The 23,965-nt window shown below is 43.5% G+C and carries 22 protein-coding genes; 21 read left to right on the top strand and 1 reads right to left on the bottom strand.

The features are described from left to right. Window positions 1-185: 185 nt before the first annotated feature. The 15 genes from secA to WCV65_RS18475 all read left to right on the top strand — a co-directional run bounded on the left by secA (window position 186) and on the right by WCV65_RS18475 (window position 16,413). Window positions 186-2,696 carry a preprotein translocase subunit SecA gene (gene secA / locus WCV65_RS18545; protein WP_338778534.1) on the top strand — a complete coding sequence of 837 codons (2,511 nt, stop codon included), beginning with the start codon at window positions 186-188 and terminating at the stop codon, window positions 2,694-2,696. Window positions 2,697-3,228: 532 nt separating this feature from the next. Then, entirely contained in the window at window positions 3,229-4,161 is a 933-nt protein-coding gene (locus WCV65_RS18540) for an alpha/beta fold hydrolase (protein ID WP_338778533.1), read from the top strand. 98 nt (window positions 4,162-4,259) lie between these two features. Continuing rightward, window positions 4,260-5,358 (top strand): peptide chain release factor 2 gene (gene prfB / locus WCV65_RS18535; protein WP_231889916.1). Its coding sequence is split into 2 segments (ribosomal slippage): window positions 4,260-4,322 and window positions 4,324-5,358, totalling 1,098 coding nucleotides; the frame shifts between segments, so codons are not numbered across the junction. A 96-nt stretch (window positions 5,359-5,454) separates the two neighbouring features. Then, entirely contained in the window at window positions 5,455-5,826 is a 372-nt protein-coding gene (locus WCV65_RS18530) for a hypothetical protein (protein WP_338778531.1), read from the top strand. Window positions 5,827-5,898: 72 nt separating this feature from the next. Further along, window positions 5,899-6,255 carry a hypothetical protein gene (locus WCV65_RS18525; RefSeq protein ID WP_035404732.1) on the top strand — a complete coding sequence of 119 codons (357 nt, stop codon included), beginning with the start codon at window positions 5,899-5,901 and terminating at the stop codon, window positions 6,253-6,255. 347 nt (window positions 6,256-6,602) lie between these two features. Beyond that, a complete protein-coding gene (locus WCV65_RS18520; RefSeq protein ID WP_338778529.1) occupies window positions 6,603-7,469 on the top strand; it encodes a YitT family protein in 867 nt (288 codons plus the stop codon). A 44-nt stretch (window positions 7,470-7,513) separates the two neighbouring features. Continuing rightward, window positions 7,514-7,825, top strand: a complete 312-nt coding sequence (gene cccB / locus WCV65_RS18515) for a cytochrome c551 (protein WP_338778528.1) — start codon at window positions 7,514-7,516, stop codon at window positions 7,823-7,825. A 289-nt stretch (window positions 7,826-8,114) separates the two neighbouring features. Next, window positions 8,115-8,801, top strand: coding sequence for a cell division ATP-binding protein FtsE (gene ftsE, locus WCV65_RS18510; protein ID WP_035404725.1), 687 nt, complete (start codon window positions 8,115-8,117; stop codon window positions 8,799-8,801). Then, window positions 8,794-9,684, top strand: a complete 891-nt coding sequence (gene ftsX / locus WCV65_RS18505; RefSeq protein WP_338778527.1) for a permease-like cell division protein FtsX — start codon at window positions 8,794-8,796, stop codon at window positions 9,682-9,684. Before ftsE ends, ftsX begins: the two co-directional genes overlap by 8 nt. A 78-nt stretch (window positions 9,685-9,762) precedes the next feature. Next, window positions 9,763-11,097, top strand: a complete 1,335-nt coding sequence (locus WCV65_RS18500) for a peptidoglycan DD-metalloendopeptidase family protein (protein ID WP_338778525.1) — start codon at window positions 9,763-9,765, stop codon at window positions 11,095-11,097. Between the two features lie 373 nt (window positions 11,098-11,470). Then, on the top strand, window positions 11,471-12,940 hold the full coding sequence (locus WCV65_RS18495) for a S41 family peptidase (protein ID WP_338778523.1): 1,470 nt from the start codon (window positions 11,471-11,473) through the stop codon (window positions 12,938-12,940). Between the two features lie 413 nt (window positions 12,941-13,353). Then, window positions 13,354-13,704 carry a swarming motility protein SwrAA gene (locus WCV65_RS18490; protein ID WP_338778521.1) on the top strand — a complete coding sequence of 117 codons (351 nt, stop codon included), beginning with the start codon at window positions 13,354-13,356 and terminating at the stop codon, window positions 13,702-13,704. 158 nt (window positions 13,705-13,862) lie between these two features. Further along, the gene (locus tag WCV65_RS18485; protein ID WP_338778519.1) at window positions 13,863-15,044 is read left to right on the top strand and encodes a PDZ domain-containing protein; all 1,182 of its coding nucleotides are present in this window, start codon (window positions 13,863-13,865) and stop codon (window positions 15,042-15,044) included. A 373-nt stretch (window positions 15,045-15,417) separates the two neighbouring features. Further along, complete coding sequence (locus WCV65_RS18480) at window positions 15,418-15,672, top strand: hypothetical protein (protein ID WP_338778518.1); 255 nt, start codon at window positions 15,418-15,420, stop codon at window positions 15,670-15,672. A 63-nt stretch (window positions 15,673-15,735) separates the two neighbouring features. Further along, window positions 15,736-16,413, top strand: a complete 678-nt coding sequence (locus WCV65_RS18475) for a hypothetical protein (RefSeq protein ID WP_338778517.1) — start codon at window positions 15,736-15,738, stop codon at window positions 16,411-16,413. 73 nt (window positions 16,414-16,486) lie between these two features. Here the strand turns inward: WCV65_RS18475 and WCV65_RS18470 are convergent, their stop codons facing one another. Then, window positions 16,487-17,194, bottom strand: coding sequence for a DUF421 domain-containing protein (locus WCV65_RS18470; RefSeq protein ID WP_338778516.1), 708 nt, complete (start codon window positions 17,192-17,194; stop codon window positions 16,487-16,489). Window positions 17,195-17,378: 184 nt separating this feature from the next. On the opposite strand from WCV65_RS18470, the gene WCV65_RS18465 reads away from it, so the two are divergent. From WCV65_RS18465 to WCV65_RS18440, 6 genes are all read left to right on the top strand, one after another. Beyond that, window positions 17,379-17,927 carry an STM3941 family protein gene (locus tag WCV65_RS18465; RefSeq protein WP_338778515.1) on the top strand — a complete coding sequence of 183 codons (549 nt, stop codon included), beginning with the start codon at window positions 17,379-17,381 and terminating at the stop codon, window positions 17,925-17,927. A 200-nt stretch (window positions 17,928-18,127) separates the two neighbouring features. Beyond that, on the top strand, window positions 18,128-18,451 hold the full coding sequence (locus tag WCV65_RS18460; RefSeq protein WP_338778514.1) for a DUF3870 domain-containing protein: 324 nt from the start codon (window positions 18,128-18,130) through the stop codon (window positions 18,449-18,451). A gap of 114 nt (window positions 18,452-18,565) precedes the next feature. Further along, window positions 18,566-19,732, top strand: a complete 1,167-nt coding sequence (locus WCV65_RS18455) for a DUF819 family protein (RefSeq protein ID WP_338778512.1) — start codon at window positions 18,566-18,568, stop codon at window positions 19,730-19,732. 19 nt (window positions 19,733-19,751) lie between these two features. Then, complete coding sequence (locus tag WCV65_RS18450) at window positions 19,752-20,825, top strand: dipeptide epimerase (RefSeq protein WP_338778510.1); 1,074 nt, start codon at window positions 19,752-19,754, stop codon at window positions 20,823-20,825. A 19-nt stretch (window positions 20,826-20,844) separates the two neighbouring features. Then, window positions 20,845-21,828, top strand: coding sequence for a C40 family peptidase (locus WCV65_RS18445; protein WP_338778508.1), 984 nt, complete (start codon window positions 20,845-20,847; stop codon window positions 21,826-21,828). A 152-nt stretch (window positions 21,829-21,980) separates the two neighbouring features. After that, on the top strand, window positions 21,981-23,699 hold the full coding sequence (locus WCV65_RS18440) for a choice-of-anchor I family protein (protein WP_338778506.1): 1,719 nt from the start codon (window positions 21,981-21,983) through the stop codon (window positions 23,697-23,699). Window positions 23,700-23,965 lie beyond the last annotated feature (266 nt).

Raw genomic sequence — 23,965 nt, 5'->3', positions numbered from 1 at the left:
CAGAGCCGGCAGTTTTTTTTTTCCTGCAGAAAAAATGAAGCGTTTTACTCTTCCAATTCTTTACTGATGCCCCCGGATAATGTTGTCCACAGCCTTGAATAGTGTTAGAATTAACGATAGTTCTATGTGTTTTCAAAATTTGTAAAAGAACGGTTAGATATTTAACAGCAGAGGAGCGTTTTTATATGCTTGGAATCTTGAATAAAGTGTTCGATCCAAATAAACGCACAGTGAACCGCTACGAAAAAATAGCGAATGAAATAGATGCGCTGGGTACTCAGATGGAACAGCTCACAGATGAGGCTCTTCAGGCTAAAACAATTGAATTTAAGCAACGTATTGAAAAAGGAGAAAAGCTAGACAGCCTCCTTAATGAAGCATTTGCTGTCGTTCGCGAGGCTTCACGCCGCGTAACTGGCATGTATCCATTTAAAGTTCAGCTCATGGGGGGGATTGCCCTTCATGAAGGAAATATATCTGAAATGAAAACCGGGGAAGGTAAAACACTTACTTCCACCATGCCGGTTTATTTAAACGCGTTATCAGGAGAAGGCGTGCATATCGTGACAGTCAATGAATACCTGGCTAGCCGTGACGCCGTCGAAATGGGAAGAATCTATGAATTTTTAGGTCTGACCGTTGGCTTGAACCTAAATCAGCTTACGAAAGATGAGAAACGTGCAGCATATGCTGCTGATATTACGTACTCAACGAATAATGAGCTTGGTTTTGACTATTTGCGCGACAACATGGTCCTTTATAAAGAAGAGATGGTTCAGCGCCCGCTTAACTATGCCATCATTGATGAGGTCGACTCCATTCTCGTCGATGAAGCGCGTACTCCGTTGATTATCTCAGGACAGGCTGCCAAATCAACAAAGCTTTACATGCAGGCTAATGCATTTGTCCGCATGCTGAAGCTGGAAGATGATTATACGTTTGATATCAAAACGAAGGGTGTACAGCTTACAGAGGATGGGATTACAAAGGCTGAACGTGCGTTTGGCATTGAAAATCTGTTTGATATTTCCCATGTTACGCTGAACCACCATATTAACCAGGCACTGAAAGCCCAGGTTGTTATGCAAAACGATGTTGATTATGTGGTACAGGATGGTGAGGTTGTCATCGTTGACTCCTTTACCGGGCGTTTAATGAAGGGCCGCCGCTACAGCGAGGGCCTTCATCAGGCGATTGAGGCAAAAGAAGGCCTTGATATTCAAAATGAAAGCATGACGCTTGCAACGATTACCTTCCAAAACTATTTCCGTATGTATAAAAAGCTTGCCGGTATGACAGGTACAGCGAAGACGGAGGAAGAAGAGTTCCGCAACATTTACAACATGCACGTTGTCGCGATTCCAACAAACCGCGACATCGTCCGTGATGACCGTGCGGATCTTGTTTACCGCTCCATGCAAGGGAAATTCCTGGCTGTTGTGGAAGAAGTGGCACAGCGCCATGCTGTTGGCCAGCCGGTTCTTGTCGGAACTGTGGCGGTTGAAACGTCAGAGCTTATTTCCCAGCATTTGAAGAAAAAAGGCGTGCCGCACAGTGTCCTGAATGCGAAAAACCATGCCAGCGAAGCGGAAATTATTGAGCTTGCCGGGCAAAAAGGCGCGGTAACCATTGCGACAAATATGGCAGGACGGGGTACCGATATTAAGCTTGGTGAAGGTGTCAGAGAGCTTGGCGGATTAGCCGTAGTCGGCACCGAACGCCATGAATCACGACGGATTGATAACCAGCTCCGCGGACGTTCCGGACGTCAGGGAGATCCTGGTATTACCCAATTCTATCTTTCCATGGAAGATGAACTAATGCGCCGTTTCGGTTCTGAAAATATGATGAACATGATGGACCGTCTTGGAATGGATGATACTCAGCCAATCCAAAGTAAAATGGTTTCACGTGCAGTCGAATCTGCACAAAAACGTGTTGAGGGCAACAACTTCGATGCCCGTAAACAGCTTCTTCAATATGATGACGTTCTGCGCCAGCAGCGTGAAGTCATCTACAAACAGCGTTTTGATGTGCTCGATTCCGAAAATCTTCGCGGCATTGTAGAAGAGATGATCAAATCCACAATCGAGCGTACGGTTGCCCTTTATACTCCGAAAGAGGTAGTGGAGGAAGAGTGGGATTTCGAAGGACTCGTCGAATTCATAAATGCCACTTATTTAGATGAAGGCGCACTCGAACTGAACGAGATCCGCGGCAAGGATACGGAAGAAATTGAAGAAGTCATCCTCGCTAAGATCAAAGCGAAGTACGATATGAAGGAAGAAGCGTTCGGACTTGAGCAAATGCGTGAGTTTGAAAAAGTTATCGTTCTTCGTGCGGTTGATTCCAAATGGATGGATCATATCGATGCAATGGATCACCTGCGTCAGGGAATCCATCTTCGTGCCTACGGTCAAAATGATCCTCTCCGCGAGTATCAAATGGAAGGTTTCGCTATGTTCGAAGCGATGATCGCGTCTATTGAAGAGGACGTCGCTAAATATGTTATGAAAGCAGAAATCCGCAACAACCTTGAACGTGAAGAAGTGGCTAAAGGCCAAACTGCCGTTCATCCTAAAGAAGGCGACGAAGCCCCAAAGAAAAAACCAACCCGCAAAGTCGTTGAAATCGGCCGCAATGAAATGTGTGAATGCGGCAGCGGAAAAAAGTATAAGAATTGCTGCGGGAAATAAATAGTATCAGCCAGGACCTATTCTTCGGAATAGGTCCTGTTTTTTTGTTTGGGCTGCTAAAGTTTTCAGACGAAAGACTGAGATTATGGATTGTGAGAAGTATGGTCGAACTAGGGTTTGTCAGACGAAATTGTCTGAAGAACGGGTGGAACTGTGGTTTGTCAGACAAAATAGTCAGACGAACAGTCGGAACCGGGTTTTGTCAGACAAAATAGTCAGAAGAACGGTCGGAACCAGGGTTTGTCAGACGAAATAGTCAGAAGAACGGGTGGAACTGTGGTTTGTCAGACAAAATAGTCAGACAAACGGTCGAAACAGGGTTTTGTCAGACAAAATAGTCAGACGAACGGCCGGAAACAGGTTTTGTCAGACAAAATAGTCAGACAAACTCACCATCTGTGTCGAAAATTGGCAAAATCCATAATCATGTTGTATACTAATGTTCTTTACGAAAAATTTACAATGACCCTATAAAATTAATAGATTTTGGCGATATAAACGTGTAAACGATAGTAGAAAGGATAATGTGAAAGTGGAACAGCATGCAGTACTCCCGGTGAGACAAAGGCAAAACCGCTGGAGAAAAGCGGCCTTTGTGGGATCGGGTTTAGGAATCGTTGCAGCGAACGCGTTTTATGGATTGAGTTCATATATTATTTGGAGAGCGATGCATCCTCCGAAAATTGCACTGAAAAAGCATCCTGAGAATTACGGAATTCGAACGGAAGAGGTTCAGTTTTCAAGCTCAGATGGGTTATCTTTAAAGGGCTGGTGGATGCCAGCAGGGAATAGCAAAAAGGTCGTGGTGTTTTCGCATGCTTACGGCCTTAACCGTTATAATATGCCATTTCCGATTTTTGATCTCGTAAAAGTATTTCAGTCCCAGGGTTACAACGTATTAATGTATGACTTCAGAAATGCCGGGGAATCTGATGGGAATGAAACGACAATTGCTTTGAAGGAACAGCTTGATTTAAATGGAGCGATTGAATTTGTAAAGGCAGAGAAAAACATGGATCACATCGTCTTAATCGGCTGGTCAATGGGGGCGAGTACCTCCCTTCTTGCAGGCTGTATGAATGAGGATGTGAAAGGGATTATTGCGGACAGTCCATTTGCAAGTCTTGATTCCTATGTTTTGGATTCCTTTCAATATTGGACAAAGCTGCCGCGTTTTATCGGAAGAGTTTCTTCTTATGTAACAAAGCTTAATTTCCTTGGCTTTAAGCCTCATCTTGTTAAACCGATCGAGGTCGTGAGAGAGACGAGGAATAAGAAAATGATGATTATCCACGCGAAAAATGATCCGGCAATCTCTTGTACGGAAAGCGAGAGAATGAAGCTTGCTAATGACGGAATAGATTTGTGGCAGCCGGAAATGGGAGGCCACATCGAAGCATATAGATTAAATAAGCAGGAGTATGAAGAGAGAGTGATTTCTTTTTTAAGGGAATGCTCTTATTAGATACTGTTCCAGATGGCTGTTTTTCAGGCCTTACTGGACTTTTCGACCCCTGTGGTTTATGTTTAACAGTAGCTTAAAAACTTACCGAGGTGACTGAAATGGATTTAGTAGAAATTCGTCAGGAATTAGATAAAACAGCTAAGAGATTAGCGGCTTTTAGGGGGTCTCTTTGACCTCGATTCAAAGGAAGCGCGCATTCAGGAGCTAGATGAGGAAATGGCTCATCCGGCATTCTGGAACGACCAAAATGCCGCACAAGTGGTTATTAATGAAGCGAACGGTTTAAAGGATGTCGTAAATCAGTTTCAGGATATGAGTGAATCATACGAGAACCTGACCATTACGCTTGAGCTTTTAAAAGAGGAACCGGATGATGACCTTCAAAGTGAGCTTGCTTCTGAACTGAAGGAACTCACTGGAAAAATGAATGATTTTGAACTTCAATTGCTGCTTAGCGAGCCATATGATAAGAGCAATGCGATTCTTGAACTTCATCCCGGAGCCGGCGGAACGGAGTCTCAGGACTGGGGCTCTATGCTTCTTCGCATGTATACACGCTGGGCAGAGAAGAGAGGCTTCAAGGTTGAGACGCTTGATTACCTTCCTGGTGATGAAGCCGGAATTAAATCCGTTACTCTCTTAATCAAAGGGCACAACGCTTACGGATACTTAAAAGCCGAAAAAGGGGTTCACCGCCTCGTCCGTATTTCACCATTTGACTCCTCAGGACGCCGTCACACGTCATTTGTGTCCTGTGAAATTATGCCGGAATTCAATGAAGAAATTGAAATTGAAATCCGCACAGAGGACCTAAAGGTAGATACGTACCGCGCGAGTGGAGCCGGTGGACAGCATATCAATACGACAGACTCAGCCGTCCGGATTACCCATCTTCCGACCAACGTCGTTGTATCATGCCAAACCGAGCGTTCCCAAATCAAAAACCGCGAGCATGCAATGAAAATGCTGAAAGCTAAGCTCTATCAAAAGAAAATTGAAGAGCAGGAAGCACAGCTTGCTGAAATTCGCGGAGAGCAAAAAGATATCGGCTGGGGAAGCCAAATCCGTTCCTACGTCTTCCACCCGTATTCCATGGTAAAAGACCACAGAACAAGCACGGAAATTGGCAACGTCCATGCAGTTATGGACGGAGAGCTTGATCCGTTTATTGATTCATATTTGAGATCGAAGCTATAAGCATGTTGGCACCTGGATAATTCCGGGTGCTTTTTTGTTTGGGTAAGTAAAATAAAGGGAATTAAATCGGGGATTTTGTATGGCAGGGGGAAGAAGATGGGCTGTTTAGGATGTTTAGAAAAACCATTGATTGGAATTTTATGCGGAATAATAGGAATAGCCGCGTTTGCTGCCATGTTTCAGGCAGACAGCTGGGAAATGTTTGTGTACTGTATTTCGGTGGTTCTTGGCAGTTTAGGATTTATTCTTATGACATGGAGTGATGGCACAGCAGGGGATTGGGGAGGAGGTTTTTTTACCGCGAGCATTGCCTCAGGAGGGGGACTTGGTTCAATTGAAGCATTCAGGCAGGGTGAATGGGCTCTCGGAGGAATTGTCGGACTCGTCGCAATAGGAGCTGCACTCATTGTGATAGCCCTGCTAAAGGAACGATTCGCTCAGAAACCAGAACGGGATAACCGGATGTAAACAATTTACATGTTTTTTTACGAGTGTACACCGGGTAAAAGAGTAAAAACTGGGCTGTGGGAGGTGAAGCGGATGAAAACTGTAATGAAAGCAATCTTGTCGATTTTGTTGTTTTTTGGTTTTTTATATGGAGCAGGGGGGATATTCCTGGCTGATATCCCTGAGCAGTCATACGATGCTTTAGCCATTGCATTCGGTACAGGCGGAGCCATCTTCATGCTATGGGCTAAAAAAACGATTTATTTATGGGGGCTTGCCTTTATAGCTTTGAGCGGTTCAGTCTTATTCAGTGTGATTGTCTATCGCTGCTTTCGCGATTCAGAATGGGCAATGGGAATTGGATTCCTTTGCGTTGACACGGGAATGCTCATCATGGCAGTTTTCACCCTTCTAGCCTGTTTAAGAGGAAAAGCTCCGAAAAATATATGAAAAAATTATGGACAAGCCGGCTGATGCCGGTTTTTTGTTGTTTACAGAGAGTGGACGGTCATTTTAATCAATTGCAGTGGATAAATGGTTGGTCAATTGATCAATTGCGTGAAAAAAGAATCCCGGTGCATGAGGGGCAGAATCCGCTTAACCGGAACAAATTCCTCATCAGCGGGAATTCCTCTGCCCCCAATTGCCCTTCCAAAACGAGCATAATCACACCGCATCATGGAAAAACTACTCTGGCACTTTACCCCTTTACCACGTTATTTTACCTTCATTTACACCGCCGGATTCCGGTGCTATACTCTTGTCTGGTTAAGTATTCCATTGGAGGGACTATTAAGATGAAACAGCGGAAGCAGTCGTTTACTCAGGAACCAGTCGTTGCAAAAATTCTGGAATATGTCTATATTCTCGCAGGCTCTGCTATTGTGGCGCTTGCTTTTAATCTTTTTCTGCTTCCGAACCGGGTCGCTTCCGGGGGAGTCAGCGGAATCAGCACAATATTGAATGACGCTTTTGGCCTGGAGCCCGCATACGTGCAATGGGCTTTTAATATCCCTTTGTTTGTTGCAGGTGTCATCCTGCTTGGGCGTCAATTTGGTTTTAAAACACTGATTGGGACCTTATTTCTGCCCTTTGTCGTTTTCCTCACAAAGGACGCGGACCCTGTCACAATGGATCCGCTTTTGGGAGCCTTATTTGGCGGAATTGGAGTGGGGCTTGGCCTTGGATTAGTATTTAGGGGGAAGGCATCCACCGGCGGGACGGATCTCGCAGCGCAAATTATTCATAAGTATACCGGCCTCACCTTAGGGACGTGTGTTGCGATGATCGATGGAATGATCGTGCTTGCTGCAACTTTTGCCTTTGATATCGAAGGCGGTCTTTATGCTTTAATTGGTCTGTACGTAACGAGCAAAACGATTGATATCGTTCAAATCGGCTTGGGACGATCCAAGATGGCGATGGTCATTACGAATCATGAAGATGAGGTTAAACAAGCAATTCTGCAGACGATTGACAGGGGTGTAACGAAGGTCTCTGCTTTTGGGGGCTATACAGATATGGAGAAGCCGATCTTAATGTGTGTCGTAGACCAGACCGAATTCACAAAACTGAAACAATTGGTAAGAGGGATTGACCCGTCTGCCTTTGTCGTTGTTATGGATGCTTCGGAGGTTCTTGGCGAGGGTTTCAAGCGGGCCTGACTAGGTTATAATAATTTTATCATTCTATTAGGGAGGCACCTGCCTTGAAAAGAAAAGCATTTGCCCTTATATTCACAGCTTCACTTACATTAACCGCATGCGGCGGCGGAGATTCATCATCTAAACAGGAAGCTTCAGCAATGGATGGAGAACAGCTTTTTAAACAAAACTGTGCCAGCTGCCATGGAGTAGACCTTAAAGGCGGAGCCGGCCCGAACCTGACCCGTGTCGGGGAGGAGCATGATGCGGCAGAAATTGAACAAATCATTAAAAACGGTAAAGGCAGCATGCCCCGGGGGATACTTGAAGGGGAAGATGCTAAGAAAGTAGCAGAATGGCTATCAGAGAAAAAATAAAAGATTCCTTCAGGAGTCTTTTTTTTGTGTGAAAATGTCGAAAAAATGACATAGACATTTTGACAGATAGGCAATTGTATATACCCTAAACCATTGTAAAACATTACTTCTTTTACAGACATGAAATGAAAATGTAATATAAAATGGTCTATTTTTGGCGAATGTTGGTGTTATAATGGACGTTGTGAGAAAAGATTTGGTAATAGGACTATGTTTATACAATCGACAATTACTTACATAAATCGCATTCGCGTTTATGATTCTAAAAAACTAGTTTTGGGTGATTTGCATGATAGAAATGGAAAAGATATATAAAACTTATCCAAATGGTGTAGTCGCCATCAACGGAATTGATGTGAAGATTAACCAGGGTGAGTTCGTTTATGTAGTAGGACCAAGCGGAGCCGGTAAATCGACCTTTATTAAAATGATGTACCGGGAAGAAAAACCGAGCTCAGGGAAAATCGTCATTAACGGCGTCAATCTTGGGAAGCTCAAAGAGAGCAAGGTTCCCTACTTAAGAAGAAGCATCGGTGTTGTCTTTCAGGACTTCAAGCTTCTGCCCCGGCTGACAGTATATGAAAATGTTGCATTCGCAATGGAAGTAATCGGCGAAAGCAATAAAAACATAAAAAAACGTGTAATGGAAGTGCTGGATCTCGTTCAGCTTAAACATAAAGCGAGAAGTTTTCCGGACGAGCTATCAGGAGGAGAGCAGCAGCGGATTTCGCTCGCACGCTCCATTGTCAATAACCCTGGCGTGGTCATTGCAGATGAGCCCACCGGAAACCTTGATCCTGATACGTCCTGGGAAATCATGAATGTGTTCGAAGAGATCAATAACCGCGGTACGACAGTGGTTATGGCAACACACAACAGAGAAATTGTTAACACGATGAAAAAACGGGTCATTGCAGTCGAAGATGGAAAGATTGTTCGTGATGAGGCCAGAGGGGAGTATGGAATCTATGATTAAGACTCTCGGCCGCCACTTCCGCGAAAGCTTAAAATCCCTCGGCAGAAACGCATGGATGTCTTTTGCATCTGTCAGCGCCGTCGCCGTTACCTTGATTCTGGTAGGAACCTTCCTGGTCATTATGATGAACCTCAACCACTTTGCCAATAACATTGAGAATGACGTTGTTATTAAGGTGCTGGTGGATGAGACAGCCTCCAAAGAGGAACAGTCTAAGCTTGAGACCAATATTAAAGGAATATCTGATATAGCAAGCGTCGAGTTTTCTTCCAAAGAAAAAGAGCTTGATAAAATACAGCAGGGCTTTGGTGAACAGGGTGAGGCTCTGGAGCTGAGAGATCAGGACAACCCGCTCCGTGATGTATTCGTTGTAAAAGCAAAAGAACCTCAAGACACGGCTAAAATAGCAAATCAAATTGAAAAATTTGATAGTGCTTATAAAGTGAACTATGGAAAAGAAGAAGTGAAGAAGCTTTTCAAAGGCTTAAATATAGCTAGAAACATAGGAATTGCCCTGATTATCGGACTGATATTCACAGCGATGTTCCTTATTTCAAATACAATTAAGATTACGATTTTTGCACGCCGCCGCGAGATTGAAATTATGAAACTCGTAGGCGCAACCAACTGGTTCATACGCTGGCCATTTTTTATGGAGGGACTCATGCTTGGAACCTTTGGTGCGATTATCCCGATTGTCATTCTGATTTTTGCCTATAACAGCCTGTACACGTGGGCTGCACCTCAAGTTGCTGATTCATTTGCTCAGCTTCTCCCATTCAATCCATTTGTATGGCAGGTATCCTTGATCCTGCTTCTGATTGGAGCCTTGATTGGGGTTTGGGGAAGTTTGATGTCCATTAGAAAATTCTTAAGGGTTTAAGGCGAAAGGGTTTAGACTGGCTGATCCAGCCAGTCTTCCGCAGCCTTACATAGAGATATATTAGGGGAGGAAAAACAGGTGAGAAGAAAGCTTTTAACTTTTGGGGTCGCTGCCATTGTCAGTGTAAACGGCGTTCTGATTCCGCTGAGCAGTAATCAAGTAATGGCAGAAACATTACAAGAAAAACAGAGAAACATTCAAAATGAGCAATCCGGTGTTCAATCCGACCTGTCCAGCAAGCAAAAGCAAATTGCGGAATTAAAGGAAAAAGAAGCCAAGCTGAACGAGGAAATTAAACGTCTGGATACAGAGATTTCTGCAGCCAATGCAAAAATCCGCGAAAAGCAGGCAGATATTGATAACGCAAAAGTAGAAATCGATTCTCTTAAAAAGCAAATTGAAGAAGTGAAGCAAAGAATTAAAGAAAGAAACGATATTGTAAGAGACCGTGCGCGTGCATTACAGGAGAGCGGCGGTATGGGAAGCTATTTAGATGTGCTTCTTGGGGCTCAGGACTTTGGTGACTTTATTTCAAGAATCGGGGCTGTATCTACTATTATTGGAGCAGACAACGATATATTAAAAGCACATGATGACGACAAAAAGCTACTTGAGCAAAAAGAAGCGGAACTAAACAGTACACTTCAAAAGCTAGAAAATGCACTGACAGATCTTGAAGCAATTAAAGAAGATCTTAACAAAAAATCTGCAGAAAAAAATACCGTGATGCAGCAGGTAATGAAAGATAATGAAGAAGCAGAGCATGATATGCATGAACTTGAAGATCAGTCTGCATTCTTAAAAGAACAGGAAGCAGCAGTCCAGCAGGAAATGCAGCGTGCAAAAGCAGCAGAAGAAAAACGCCAGCGTGAAGCGGCAGAAGCGGCAGCAAGAGCAGCTGAGCAAAAAGCAGAGCAGGCTCGTCAAAGCAGTCCATCAGGCAGTTCTTCTGACAGCAGCTCAAATTCTGCACCTTCACCAGCCCCTGCACCGGCACCAAGCGGAAATGCCATTTTCATCTGGCCAGCATCCGGAGCTCATACATCTGAGTTCGGAATGCGTGTTCACCCGATTACTGGACAGAAGAAGCTTCATGGCGGAGTGGATATTGCCAACGGAAATGTTCCTGTACATGCAGCAGCATCCGGTACCGTTATCCGTTCAAGCTATTCAAGCAGCTGGGGAAATGTCGTATTTATTTCTCACGTAATCAATGGTAAGAATTATACGACGATCTATGCTCACCTGGATTCAAGCAGTGTTCACAGCGGACAATCTGTCAGCCAGGGACAGCAAATTGGAATCATGGGTACAACTGGAGGATCTACTGGAACACACCTTCACTTTGAGGTGCATCCGGGTGGATATACCGGTAAAGGCAGTGCAGATAATCCGAGAAAATATCTTCCGTAAAAAGGAAGCTCCCTAAGAACGGCCCAAACGTCTAATGACGCGGGTCGTTCTTTTTAATTTTTTGATTTTTAAACCTGTGGATTTTAGCGGAAAGCGAACGCCTTCTAGCTGCAATCAACAGCAAAGTTTAACAGAGCTTAATTTTAAAAGTGGAAAGCGAGCGCCTGCTCTGGAAGTAACGAGACACTTAGGCGCTGCGGACACGGAACATTATTGTGTTGAATCGAACAACTATGTCATTTCTGTAAATCAGCTCATGATTACTACCTCCCAAAATTTACATGTTTTGTACAAGCCCGGCATATACTAGTAGGAGCCTTATACGAAGCTGTAATCAAACGTTTGTTTAAGGGCAGACAAAAGGAGGAGCTTGATGAATCAGAAGATGACGGCCCTTATGCTTGCAGGTGCCATGATGGTCGGTGCAGGCAGTATGTATACTGGAATTGAACTTATGGAGAAGGAAAAGCAGACCGGGCCTTCAGCCGTTGAACAGGTGGATGCCCTCCCGGCAGCAGCTGTACCAGCTCCAAACGATAGTGCCAGAATCGCTCAAGGGATGGACAAAATCAAGAAAGCTTACGAGCTCATTTCATCTAAGTATGTGGAAAAAATTGATGATGAGGAATTAATGGAGGGCGCCATTCAGGGAATGCTTTCTAAGCTGGAGGATCCTTATTCTGTTTATATGGACCCGGATACAGCGAAACAGTTTTCGGATTCTCTGGATTCTTCTTTTGAAGGGATCGGAGCAGAGGTAGGAAAACGGGATGACCATATCATTATCGTTTCTCCATTTAAAGGATCCCCTGCTGCAAAGGCCGGGCTTCAGCCAAATGATGAAATTCTCCGTATTGACGGAGCTTCCATTAAAAACCTGGACTTAAATGAAACGGTCCTCAAGATCCGCGGTAAAAAAGGGACGAATGTCATTATTGAAGTGAATCGTCCTGGAACTCGCGGTAATCTTACCTTCTCTGTTAAGCGGGATACCATTCCGGTTCAAACCGTATTCAGTGAAGTGAAAACCTATGAAGGCAAAAAAGTTGGCTATATGGAGATCACATCCTTTGCTGAAAAGACTGCAGAGGATTTCACGAAGAATTTAAAAGAGCTTGAAAAACAAAATATAAAAGGTCTGGTCCTGGATGTGCGGGGAAACCCTGGAGGTTATCTTCAAAGTGTGGAAGACATCCTTAAGCAGTTTGTAACAAAGGGGCACCCATATATTCAGATTGCTGAACGGACCGGAGAAAAAACAAAGTATTTTTCTACTCTGAAAGAAGAGAAGGCATATCCTGTCAGCGTCATCATCGATAAAGGCAGCGCTTCCGCCTCGGAAATTCTGGCTGGAGCATTAAAAGAGGCGAGCGGGTATCCGATTGTTGGGGAAACCTCCTTCGGCAAAGGAACCGTTCAGCAGGCTGTACCGATGGGTGATGGAAGCAACATAAAATTAACCCTATACAAATGGCTCACTCCTGATGGAAATTGGATTCATAAAAAAGGAGTAACACCGACGGTTGAGGTGAGACAGCCTGAGTATTACTACGCTGCTCCGATTCAAACGGATAAACCACTCGCTCCCGATACAAACGGGGAGCAGGTAAAAGCAGCTCAAGCGCTGTTGAAAGCACTTGGTTACGATCCCGGACGAACAGATGGATATTACAGCAGTTCGACGAAGGAAGCCGTTAAAGCTTTCCAGCAAAAAAATGGAATGAAGACTTCAGGGATTCTGGATGAAAAAACCTCCTCCAAGATTAATGAAACAGCCGCAGGCAAGCGATTAAATAAAGAGGAAGATCGCCAGCTTCAGGCAGCCATGAAAGTTTTGTTTTAATAGGCAGAAAAAAGAGCAGACCCGCGTCTGTTCTTTTTTTTTTGTTCACGAATAAGAGGGTTATCAGATAGAATGAGTAGGAATAGGTAACCATTAAACAAGACTTACAAAACGATTCTTAAATTGGTTTTACATAGAGCAGGTTCGATTAAAAAAACAGAAGGAAAGATGAGCTTGGCTTCCAAAGACCTGTATTTAAAGTAAAATTCGTAAAAAACGTCATACTTACGAAATAATTTAATCTCAAATATCGTGATAAATCCAATAATTCCTAGTTAGATATGCCTTTTAGCTGGTTTCTTCTGCTATTTCCCATAAAAAATGAATCTTTAGGAAGTTGTTGTTAATCTCTTTTAAATTTACTATGAAAGTAGACACTGTTCTACAACACACTTTATATTGGGGGTTTACAATTGAAAAGGGCTAGTGTGATGAGAGAACAAATATACCGCAAGCTGATGGGAGAGTTAAAGAGCCAGTTACAGCCATCGCTTGTCTCTAATGCGAAAACATCCAAATGGCTTCACTTATTTTGTATGTATCTGGCCAACTATACGGAAGTAAAGGAAAAGAAGGAAATTGATGAAGAGATTATCCAGGAATATTTTTCCTACTTGACATCCAATTATAAAAGGCTGTCTCTGGGTCTCAGTGATATCAAACGGTCTATGCAGCTGCTTGAAGAAACGCTCAATATTAAAATTGATGCACCGCTGCTTGATTTCTCCCTTTCTAATTCTTCCTTATGGGGAAATCTTAAATAATCGTCCTAAAACCGGTTCCGGCCGATATTCAATCCGTGCATCTTTTGATAGAATGGATGATAGATACATCCGTCTAGGATGAATATACGCGTCGAATACTGCTGGAAGCAGGGCTGAACAATCTGTTCAGCCTTTCCGGCCGGGATGGTGAAGGTTTAATGGCTTGGATCATGGAGCTGCTAGAAGGGGCCGTGCATTTTCTGCAGCACCCGCTTACATATTATTTTGTTCTCTATGCCCTGCTGGCAGGGTACTTTCGGATAAAAAAAGAACGAAGCTCCTTTTATACAAAGGTAGAGGTCATTTATGATGACTTAATCTTCACGTATACAAAGGGACTTTTTGCAGGACTGATTGTTTCTGCAGCCGTTATTTTGACGGGGATTTCGCTTCCAATCGGAATGATTGTTCTTATTGGGGCATCCACCGTCGTCTTGAGCTCCTTTTTTAGACTTCAATGGCTTTCTGCAGCCTTCATTATGGGACTTGCATTTGCGGCCTCAGTTCTTCTCATGACTTTTGCAGAGAATAGCCTTCCGCCTTTCCTTAATGAGATCAATCAGCTGAATTCAGCTGTTTTTGCTGTCCTTACAGGAATTCTGCTCATTGCTGAAGGGTGGTTGGTGTACCGCTCAGGCCATCTTCGAACATCTCCATCCATATTGAAAAGCAGCAGAGGGCTGCCAATTGGAAGACATTTGGCGAACCGCCTTTGGATGCTGCCGCTTATCCTATTCGTTCCAGGAGGCACATTAACCTCTGTATTTTCGTGGTGGCCTGTATTCGAAATGAATGGACAAAGCTTTTCACTGTTCATCGTGCCGTTTTTTATTGGATTCCATCAAGAGGTTCGAGGGTCCCTGCCGAAGGAAAGCATCCAGGTGACCGCAAAGCGGATCATATGGCTCGGAGTGATCACCTTACTCATTGCAGGAGCATCCATATGGTGGCTGCCTCTGGCATTTGCCGCTATGATCATCGCCATCGGAGGCCGGATTTTCTTGATCATTCGCCAAAAAATAAACGACCAATCCGCTGCTTTCTTTTTCTCAAAAAAAGACAAAGGCTTAATGATTCTTGGAATCCTGCCTAAATCCCCAGCTGAGAAAATGGGACTGAAAGTAGGCGAAACGATCACAAAAGTGAATGGTGCTTTTGTAAAAACAACAAATGAATTCTATGAAGCTCTTCAAAAAAACAGAGCGCTCTGTAAGCTTGAAATAATTGGATTAAATGGTGAAATCCGCTATGCACAGAGGGCTACGTATGAAGGAGAGCATCATGAACTTGGTTTGCTGTTTGTAGAGCAGCAGAAAAAGAAGGGTAGTCAGGCTGTGTAGTTGTTACCCGCACTCATTCATTTGATCATCTATGGGTTAGAAAAAAACTAAACATCCTGAATGGTAAATAAAACCCGGAAATGCTCTCAGCATTTTCGGGTTTTTTCCTGTATATCCGCCGATGTGAACGGTTTTATTCTTAATACTTTTAGTGAGATGTTTCTATTTTTTTACTAAAATCAAACTTATTTGCTTCATCATAACTGAATGTTGTTCGGTCACGTTTTTTGGCCAATCAATAGGAAATCTGCAGGCGTAATGTTTATTTGTAAATATGAACAGAACATCGGTAAAGCAAATCAATTAATACCGAAATTACCCGGGTGATGCAGATTTAAGGTAACAGAACAAAATAGGATAAAAATGCAGGTTTTTGCTGCAAGGTTTTTACAACTTAGATGGAATCAGGACGCTATATGTAAGCGAACTCCTGATGATTGACCCCAATCAAATTGTTAATAAAGAATATTTTGCAGATCTGGATTTGTTTGAGTTTGTTTTTACAATTGGCGGAGATGCAGAAGAAGATACAGCTGTATTCGTCTGGGGTAAAAACGAAATTGGACAGCTAGTTACAGCACATCGATTAATTTATAGTGAACTAGAAGAAGTAATGGTGGTCCTCTGACCGAGAGGAGCAACAGGAAGTATAGGACCAGCAGGACCACAGGGACCAGCAGGTGAGCCAGGATTGCCAGGAGCACCAGGAGCGACAGGCGCAACAGGAGCAGACGGATTGCCAGGAACGACCGGAGCAACGGGAGCAGACGGATTGCCGGGAGCGACAGGCGCAACGGGAGCAGACGGATTACCGGGAGCACCAGGAGCACCAGGAGCACCAGGAGCAGACGGATTACCGGGAGCGACAGGAGCAACAGGAGCAGACGGAGCACCAGAAGCGACAGGCGCAACAGGAGCAGACGGATTGCCAGGAGCGACAGGAGCAACGGGAGCAAATGTTACTGCTGCTTCTATGTATGCTTCGAATACTTCCGGAAGTGTAATTGCCATTGTGTTGGGTGGAACGAATGTACCGCTTCCGGATAACCAGGATCTAGATGGATTTGCTGCAGATGCTGCCAGCGAAACGTTTACAGTGCCTGAAACGGGACGCTATCGTATAGCTTATCAGGTGAATACAACGGCAGCATTGCTTGCGTCATCTCGACTATTACTGAACGAGACGACTCCAATTCCTGGATCAGTCATTACTCCAACGGCTGCTGTTACAAGCTTAAGCAGTGAAGTTATTGTGCCATTAGCCGCAGGAGATACCATCACTCTTCAACTGTTCGGAGTATTAGCGGCCGCTGTTTTATTGGGCGGGGGAGCGACAGGTGCATTCTTGACGATTAACCGCTTAAGCTAAATATAGAAACGAAATGTGCACCTTCATATTCGAAAACTTGCCTGCTTTTTGGCAAGTTTTTTTATGTAACTTTTTAATTATCCTCACCGGGCTGATAATAAAACGGATCATGTTTATGTTCCTTGGAGCTCTTCGTATCAATATGAAGATTTCCATCGCTTTGATAGGTAGCTAAGAGGACGTTTTCGATAGCGCCTCCTTTGTGGCTTATTTTTTTATCGAGCCACTCCCGGTTATGCTGGAGGTATTTTAAATTATGATCAAGCACTTGCCCGTCCATGATAAGAGGAATCGGGATAAATTCATGACTTACATTTAGTTTTAAATCTTTCGGATTGACGGGACGGTAGTCGGCTTTTGGAATGACACTGATTTCTCCCGAATCCTCCATTAGGGCAATCGCAATGTTTTTCGTTTCGGTAAACCCTTTAATTCGAAGCTGGGCCAGCAGTTCATCAATTGGCATCCGTACCTTTTTCAGTCCTTTTCTGTCAATCTCCCCATTGCGGATCAAAACCGTTGGACTCTCATATAAAATCCACCGCAGCTTGTTATGCAGAGACAGCCTCATGAAGATTTTATAAAAAATGGCTAGAAGGATTGTGTAGAGAACTGCCATCCACACATGGTCTTTTTGTAAAGGCTGGCTAATAATGTTTCCCAAAATGAGAATATAGAGCAAATCAAAGCTGTGCATTTGGGCTACCGCTTTTTTTCCTGTCACTCTTAGTACAAAGTACCCTGCCAGAAATATAATAATGGATCGGTATAATACATCCAATTGTTATTGCCCCAATCTCTTTCGACTTTTAGATAGTATTAGTAATGCTTTCTAATGGAGAATTCATACTTGTTAGCAAAAAAAAGGGAAATATCCGCTAGTTTGAGATTATAAAACAAAAAAACAGGGAAAAGAAGGATTGGAATAATTTTACGAATATGACGATTGGCAGGAGATTTACTTGATGAACAGAGTAGAGATTCATGAAAACAAAACAAAACTTTGGCTGTTATTTATCTTAATGGCAGTGATTGAGGCAGGCTTTTTAATCCCTATTGGTATATATTTCCTGGGTCCGGAAGGCTCAATTGATTTAACGATGCTGCTGCTTTCTGCAGCAGTTGTCTTAATAGTTGGATGGGCAATTAGTAAATGCCTGGCAAGAATCCAAAGCAAGTCTCCTTATTTAATTTTTGAAAGGGAATTTATCACAATATTTCCTTTACCCCAGCAGCCAATGAAGATTTTGATACGGGATATTGATGGTGTTATCCCGTACGTTCTGCAAAACCAGAAGTATATAGGGATTGTGCTTAGAAACGAGGAAGAACGGCTCGAAAATGTTTCGCCTCGTGTGAAGAGGATGGCTCACATCAGTAAAAGTGCCGGTTTTCCTGCTTTTAATATTCACTTAAATTATATTGCCAGGGAGGATCTCCCGACTGTTATGGAACGTTTCGAAGCAATCGGTCTGCCGCTTGGAGTTGAAATGGAAGAAAGAAGATCGCAATAATGAGCGGTCTTTTTTCTTTGTCCTGCTTTAAAGCAGGCAAACTGCTCATTTTTTCTCAATGATTTCGACTATTCATACAATTAAACAAATGCTATAATAAAAACAGAAAGAAACCGCATACATAAATCAGAATTCCTATTAATCAAGAGGATCCTCTGATTTACCTGCATGCAGATTTCTTTTGGAAGGGAATGTTCCAGTTGTTCCATGAAGAGACGGTTTTTATAATAGGAGACGCTCAGGTCTCTCAAAACAATCCTATTTCTAAAGTATTCAGCCAGTTTTTTCTTGGGGTGGTTGTTGATACATCAAATGGCCGAATTGTCGACGCAGAATGCTCGGCAACGATTGATTTGACTGTGAGGTTTGTCCGGTCTATATTTGTTGGCCGGTTAATAGAAGATGAAGAAATCATAACGAGTATCCAAAAAAGATACTTTGGCTCTTCCCAAAAGGCGCTCATCGTCGCTTTTCGGGATGCTCAAAGGAAATATAAACAGCAATTTGCTGCTTTGTCTACCTAATCATAGACAAAATCCAGCCTGATGATCATTCATTGGGCTGGATTTTTTTATTTACTTGCCGCCGCCGTTTTTTAGATTAAAAGACGCCGCTGCACGAATTCAAGGAGGTTCCCAATGATTCAGGATGGATTTATGTATGTCAGTGTGTTAACAGCCTTTGCTGCACTTATGGTTGGATTGGAAAGGAAATTCAAGCACCTTAAGTTTTTTAAGTTCATACCAGGTATTGTTTTAATTTACATTGGTGCCGCATTGATGCAGACATTTGGACTGTTTGCCGCCAACGAATCTACAGGTGCAGCGTATGACAATTTGCGCGGTGCGCTGCTGCCTGCCATGCTTTTTCTCATGCTGTTAAAATGTGATATTCGAAGTGTGATTCAGCTCGGCCCGCGGATGCTGGGTGGATTCTTTGCCGCTGTTATCAGTATTGCTCTAGGCTTTGTGTTTGTTTATTTTCTTTTGCAGTCATTTTATGTGGAGGATACATGGAAGGCCTTTGGAGCTCTGGCTGGAAGCTGGACAGGCGGTTCCGCGAATATGGTTGCTCTTCAAGGGATCTTGGAAGTTCCTGAGAATATTTTTGGCTATGCTTTGATGATGGACACGATTAATTATGCCGTCTGGGTCATGCTTATGTTCTGGCTCGTTCCTTTTGCAGATCGATTCAATAGATGGACGAAAGCAGATACTGGTTTCTTTCAAAGGGGGATGGACGAGTCCGCGGCCGCTTCAGAGGCAGGAGAGCAGTCTATTAAGTTCGAGCATCTGCTTTATCTTTTAGGGATTGGCCTCCTTGTTTCATCCTTATCAACTCTCGCAGGAAACAATCTTCCAGCAGTAGGGGATGTCATTAATGCGACGAGCTGGACCATCATGATTGCTTCAGTGGCAGGCTTGGTATTTGCCCTCACACCTTTGTCAAAGATTCCCGGAGCGCTTGATATATCCAATGTCATGCTGTATATCATTATCGCTATGATTGCTTCTCACTCAGATTTTTCGAATATCGCTCAGGCACCGATCTATCTGCTATCCGGCTTTGCGATTATGGCCATCCACCTGGTTGTCATGATTTTGCTAGGGAAACTATTCCGTTATGACTTGTTCACCCTTGGTGTAGCGAGTCTTGCAAATATAGGGGGAATGGCTTCTGCCCCGATGCTTGCTGCTGCTTACAGCCGTGCGCTGATTCCGGTCGGTGTCATTATGGCGTTGATGGGATCATTTCTAGGAACGTATTTTGGAATGCTCATCGCTAAAATCTTATCGGTTCTATAACGAAGAAAGGAATGTTTCGATGTATGTTCAAAGTATAAAAGCCGTCAAAAGGAAAATACCGCTTCTTGCCCCATTTAAAACCGCGCTGCGTTCGGTTACAGAAATTGAAAGCATCGACGTATCCATTATTTTAGACAACGGGATCATTGGACGAGGATCAGCATCCCCGACAATGGTGATTACAGGAGAATCAGCTGAGAGCATAATGGCAGCGGTATGCGGTCCTATAAAGGATGCATTGACAGGGATAAATATCATGGATTTTCAAGACGCTCTTGGCAGAATACAAGCCGCCTGCATCGGAAATTCCAGTGCAAAAGCAGCAGCTGATATCGCCCTTTTTGATGCCCGCAGCAAGCAATTGAATGTTCCGCTTTGGGGACTGCTCGGCGGAAGAAAATCCATTACTACCTGTATGACCATCAGTGTCGATCATCCTGAGAAAATGGCAGAGGATTCATCTCATGCGGCAGGCAGAGGGTTTAATGTCCTGAAAGTGAAGGTTGGAAGTGATCCGGAGCTGGATTTTGAAAGGATTGAGGCAATTCGATCTGTCATTCCAATAGAAACGCGTCTCCGTTTGGATGCGAATCAAGGATGGAAACCAAAGCAGGCTGTGAGCTTGATCAGGAGAATGGAAACGATGGGGTGGGGAATTGAATTCATTGAGCAGCCGGTTAAAGCAAGTGACTGGGAGGGCCTTAAATATGTGACCGAACGTGTTGAGCTCCCTATTATGGCGGACGAAAGTCTTTTTTCTGCAAGGGATGCGTTAAAACTCACTGCCGGAAAATATGTGGATCTGCTGAATATTAAACTGATGAAATGCGGTGGAATTAATGAAGCATGGAAGATTGCGAGTCTCGCAGAAGTTAATGGTATCCCCTGTATGATTGGAAGCATGATGGAATCCTCGGTATCAGTCAGTGCTGCAGCACATTTTGCTGCTGCTCATCCGAATGTTCATTATTTTGACTTGGATGCCCCGCTCTGGCTAAACGAGCAGCCTGAAGGAATGCAGTATGAAGGAAGCAAAGTGGAGCTGTTTCATTCTCCTGGACTGGGAGTTCATACAGCCTCGCTTTCACAATAAAAAAGGAGTGATGAGAACAATGAAACGTCTCGGGTTGATGATTCTTGGTGTAATCCTTACTATTTGTACCTTACACTTTCCGGCAAATGCTGCAGAGCAGCAAACTGCGTATGTGAATGTATCTGCAGCCACACTTTGGACAGAACCAAATATTTTAAGAGAAATTGATAAGCCTTCTGCTGCTCTTCCAGTTGACTTGTGGAAATGGACCCGCTCCATGACACTTTCGGAAAAGCTTCAGCTATCGGATGACGGGATGCTTGAAACTCAAGCCTTATATGGAAATAAAGTCACGATTTTAGAGAGAAAAGGAGATTGGGTAAAGGTTGCCGTTAAAGGACAGTCCACACCAAGAAACGAACTCGGCTATCCTGGCTGGATGCCGGCTAAACAGCTGGTCTACAGCCGTGCGTTTGCGTTTCATGAGGATAAGCCTTTCGTCCTTGTAACAAAGCCGACTGCTTTTCTGAAAGGAAAACAAAAGCTTGAAATCAGCTATAATACAAGGCTCCCTTTTTTGAAAGAGACAAAGAATGCCTACCGTGTGATGACTCCTGATGGGAAAAAAGCATGGATCAGCAAATTAGATGCAAAGGCTTATTCATCCGAGAAGGCTATTCCTAAGGCAACGGGTACGGACCTTGTTAATACGGGGAAAATGTTTCTGGGACTCCCTTATCTATGGGCTGGTATGAGCGGGTTTGGCTTTGATTGTTCTGGATTTACGTTTACACTGCATCAATCGCATGGAATATCGATTCCCCGTGATTCTTCCGTGCAGGCACGGTCAGGAACCCCGGTGAAAGCAGAGGATTTGCAGCCGGGAGATTTACTGTTTTACGCTTATGATCAAGGAAAAGGCAGGGTGCATCATGTATCTATGTATGCAGGTAACGGGATGATGATTCATTCCCCTAATTCTGAGAGAACGGTAGAAATGATTCCTATAAACACAAAAGGGTATGCAGAGGAATTTGCTGGTGCCCGGAGATATGTAAATTGATCAATTGGGATGCCTTTCCACGGCATCCTTTTTTTATGAATGTCATCTTTCGTTTACATAACTTTAACTTGTCTGTATAGGAACATCCATACTTTTTCCTTACACTATTTTACATAGAACATCAGTAGGTTAATCTAAAGGAGGAATTTTAGTTGAAATTCACGAAACCGTTAGCAGCAGCTGTAATGACTGGGGCATTGCTGATTCCATCCTTTTCTGCAGGGGCAGAAAGTTCGCATAAATTTGAGCAAAAAATCAATCTTTCGAAGATTGCAGGCTACAGCACAGGAGCAACAAGTGAAGAGGGCGGAGTTGCAGAAATCATTAAATATAATCCCGGTAATAAAAAGTTTTACTTAATAAATGGAAAAACGCAAACGATCGACATCGTCAGCCTTAAAGGACTGAAAGCAAATGGGGAGCAGCAGCTTTCTAAAGAAACATCCATTGATGTGGGGAAGGCAGTGAACTCTGAGTCATTTGCATATGGAGATATTACGAGTATTGACGTCAATACAGAGAAAAAAGTCGTTGTGGCGGCTGTTCAGGAAAAGGATTATACCAAAGCGGGCAAAATCGTTGTCATGGATTACAGCGGCAAGATCTTGAAAACCTTTGATGCAGGCGTACAGCCTGACATGGTTAAAATGAGCAAGGACGGCTCATCCATTTTGACTGCGGATGAAGGCGAACCAAGAGCAGGCCTTGAAAAAGGAACCGACCCGGAAGGCTCTGTAACAGTTGTGGATTATAAAACCGGAAAAACGAAGCACATGAAATTCGATAATCAAAAAGTCATTGATAAAGACGTCCACATCCGTAACAAAGAGGGCGGAGCGGCTGCGGATCTGGAGCCTGAATACATGGCCCTTTCCGATGACGGCAGCAAAGCATACGTTACCCTTCAAGAAAACAACGCCATTGCAACGGTTGATGTGAAGAAAGGGAAAATCCTTTCTGTAAAATTCCTTGGGTACAAGGATCATTCCGTAAAAGGCAATGAGCTGGATGCAGCGAAAGACGGTAAAATCAATATGAAAAACCTTCCTGTACTGGGGTCTTATATGCCTGATTCCATTTCCCAGGTGAAGATTGACGGGACAAGCTATTTGATCACTGGAAATGAAGGCGATGCTACAGAATGGGAAGAATTCGAGAATGTGAAAGACTTTAAAGACGTGAAGGATGATATCTCCCTGGACAGCAAGCTGTTTAAGGGTATGTCCAAAAAGGAAGCGAAAGAAAAGCTTGAGGAAATGAAGAAAAATCCGGCTTATGACAAGCTTGAAGTGCTGACAGACAGAGGAAACGATGCGATTTATACATTAGGCGGCCGTTCATTCTCCATCTGGAAAGCTGACACAATGGAGCTTGTGTATGACAGCGGAAGCGATTTTGAGAAAGTTACGGCTGAACGATTCCCTGCCAATTTTAACGGATCTAACGATGATATTGAATTGGACAAGCGCAGCGTCAAGAAAGGTCCTGAGCCGGAGGATGTTAAAATTGGCAAAGCCGACGGCAAGGTTTATGCATTCGTTGGACTTGAGCGAATCGGCGGAATTATGACGTACGATATTTCAAAACCGAAGAAAGCAACGTTTGCGAACTACCTGAACACCCGCAGCTTTGAAGATGATATTGCCGGAGATGTATCACCGGAAGGACTTGATTTCATTCCTGCCGAAACAAGCCCAACGAAGCGCCCGCTTGTTCTTGCAGGCCATGAAGTGAGTGGGACTGTAGCAGTAAACCAGTTGAATGGTGTGAAGGAAAAGCATAAGAAGAACAAGGAAGAAGCAGATACAAAGGAATCCTCTATGTTTGCTGGAATTGAAAAGCTGATGAAGGATGTATTTGCAGGAAAATAAGAAGCTGGAGCGGGATCCATTGCATGCGGATTCCGCTTTTTGTTTGGTGTAAGTCGGTTTATTCGTCGATCGATTAAAAATCGTCGATATATTTTTATTTTCGTCGATATCTTTAAAAAATCGCCTGAGAGATATAATCTAATTTTCGTCGATATCCAGATAAAATCGCCGATATATTCGAATTTTCGTCGATATCTCGATAAAATCGCCGATATATTCTAATCTCGTCGATATCCCGATAATATTGATTGCCGATTTCTGACCCT

Source organism: Metabacillus sp. FJAT-52054, from assembly GCF_037201815.1.
GTDB classification, from domain to species: Bacteria; Bacillota; Bacilli; order Bacillales; family Bacillaceae; genus Metabacillus_B; species Metabacillus_B sediminis.
Note: the sequence above shows the minus strand (reverse complement) of the source record. Positions and strands in the feature narration are given on the sequence as shown.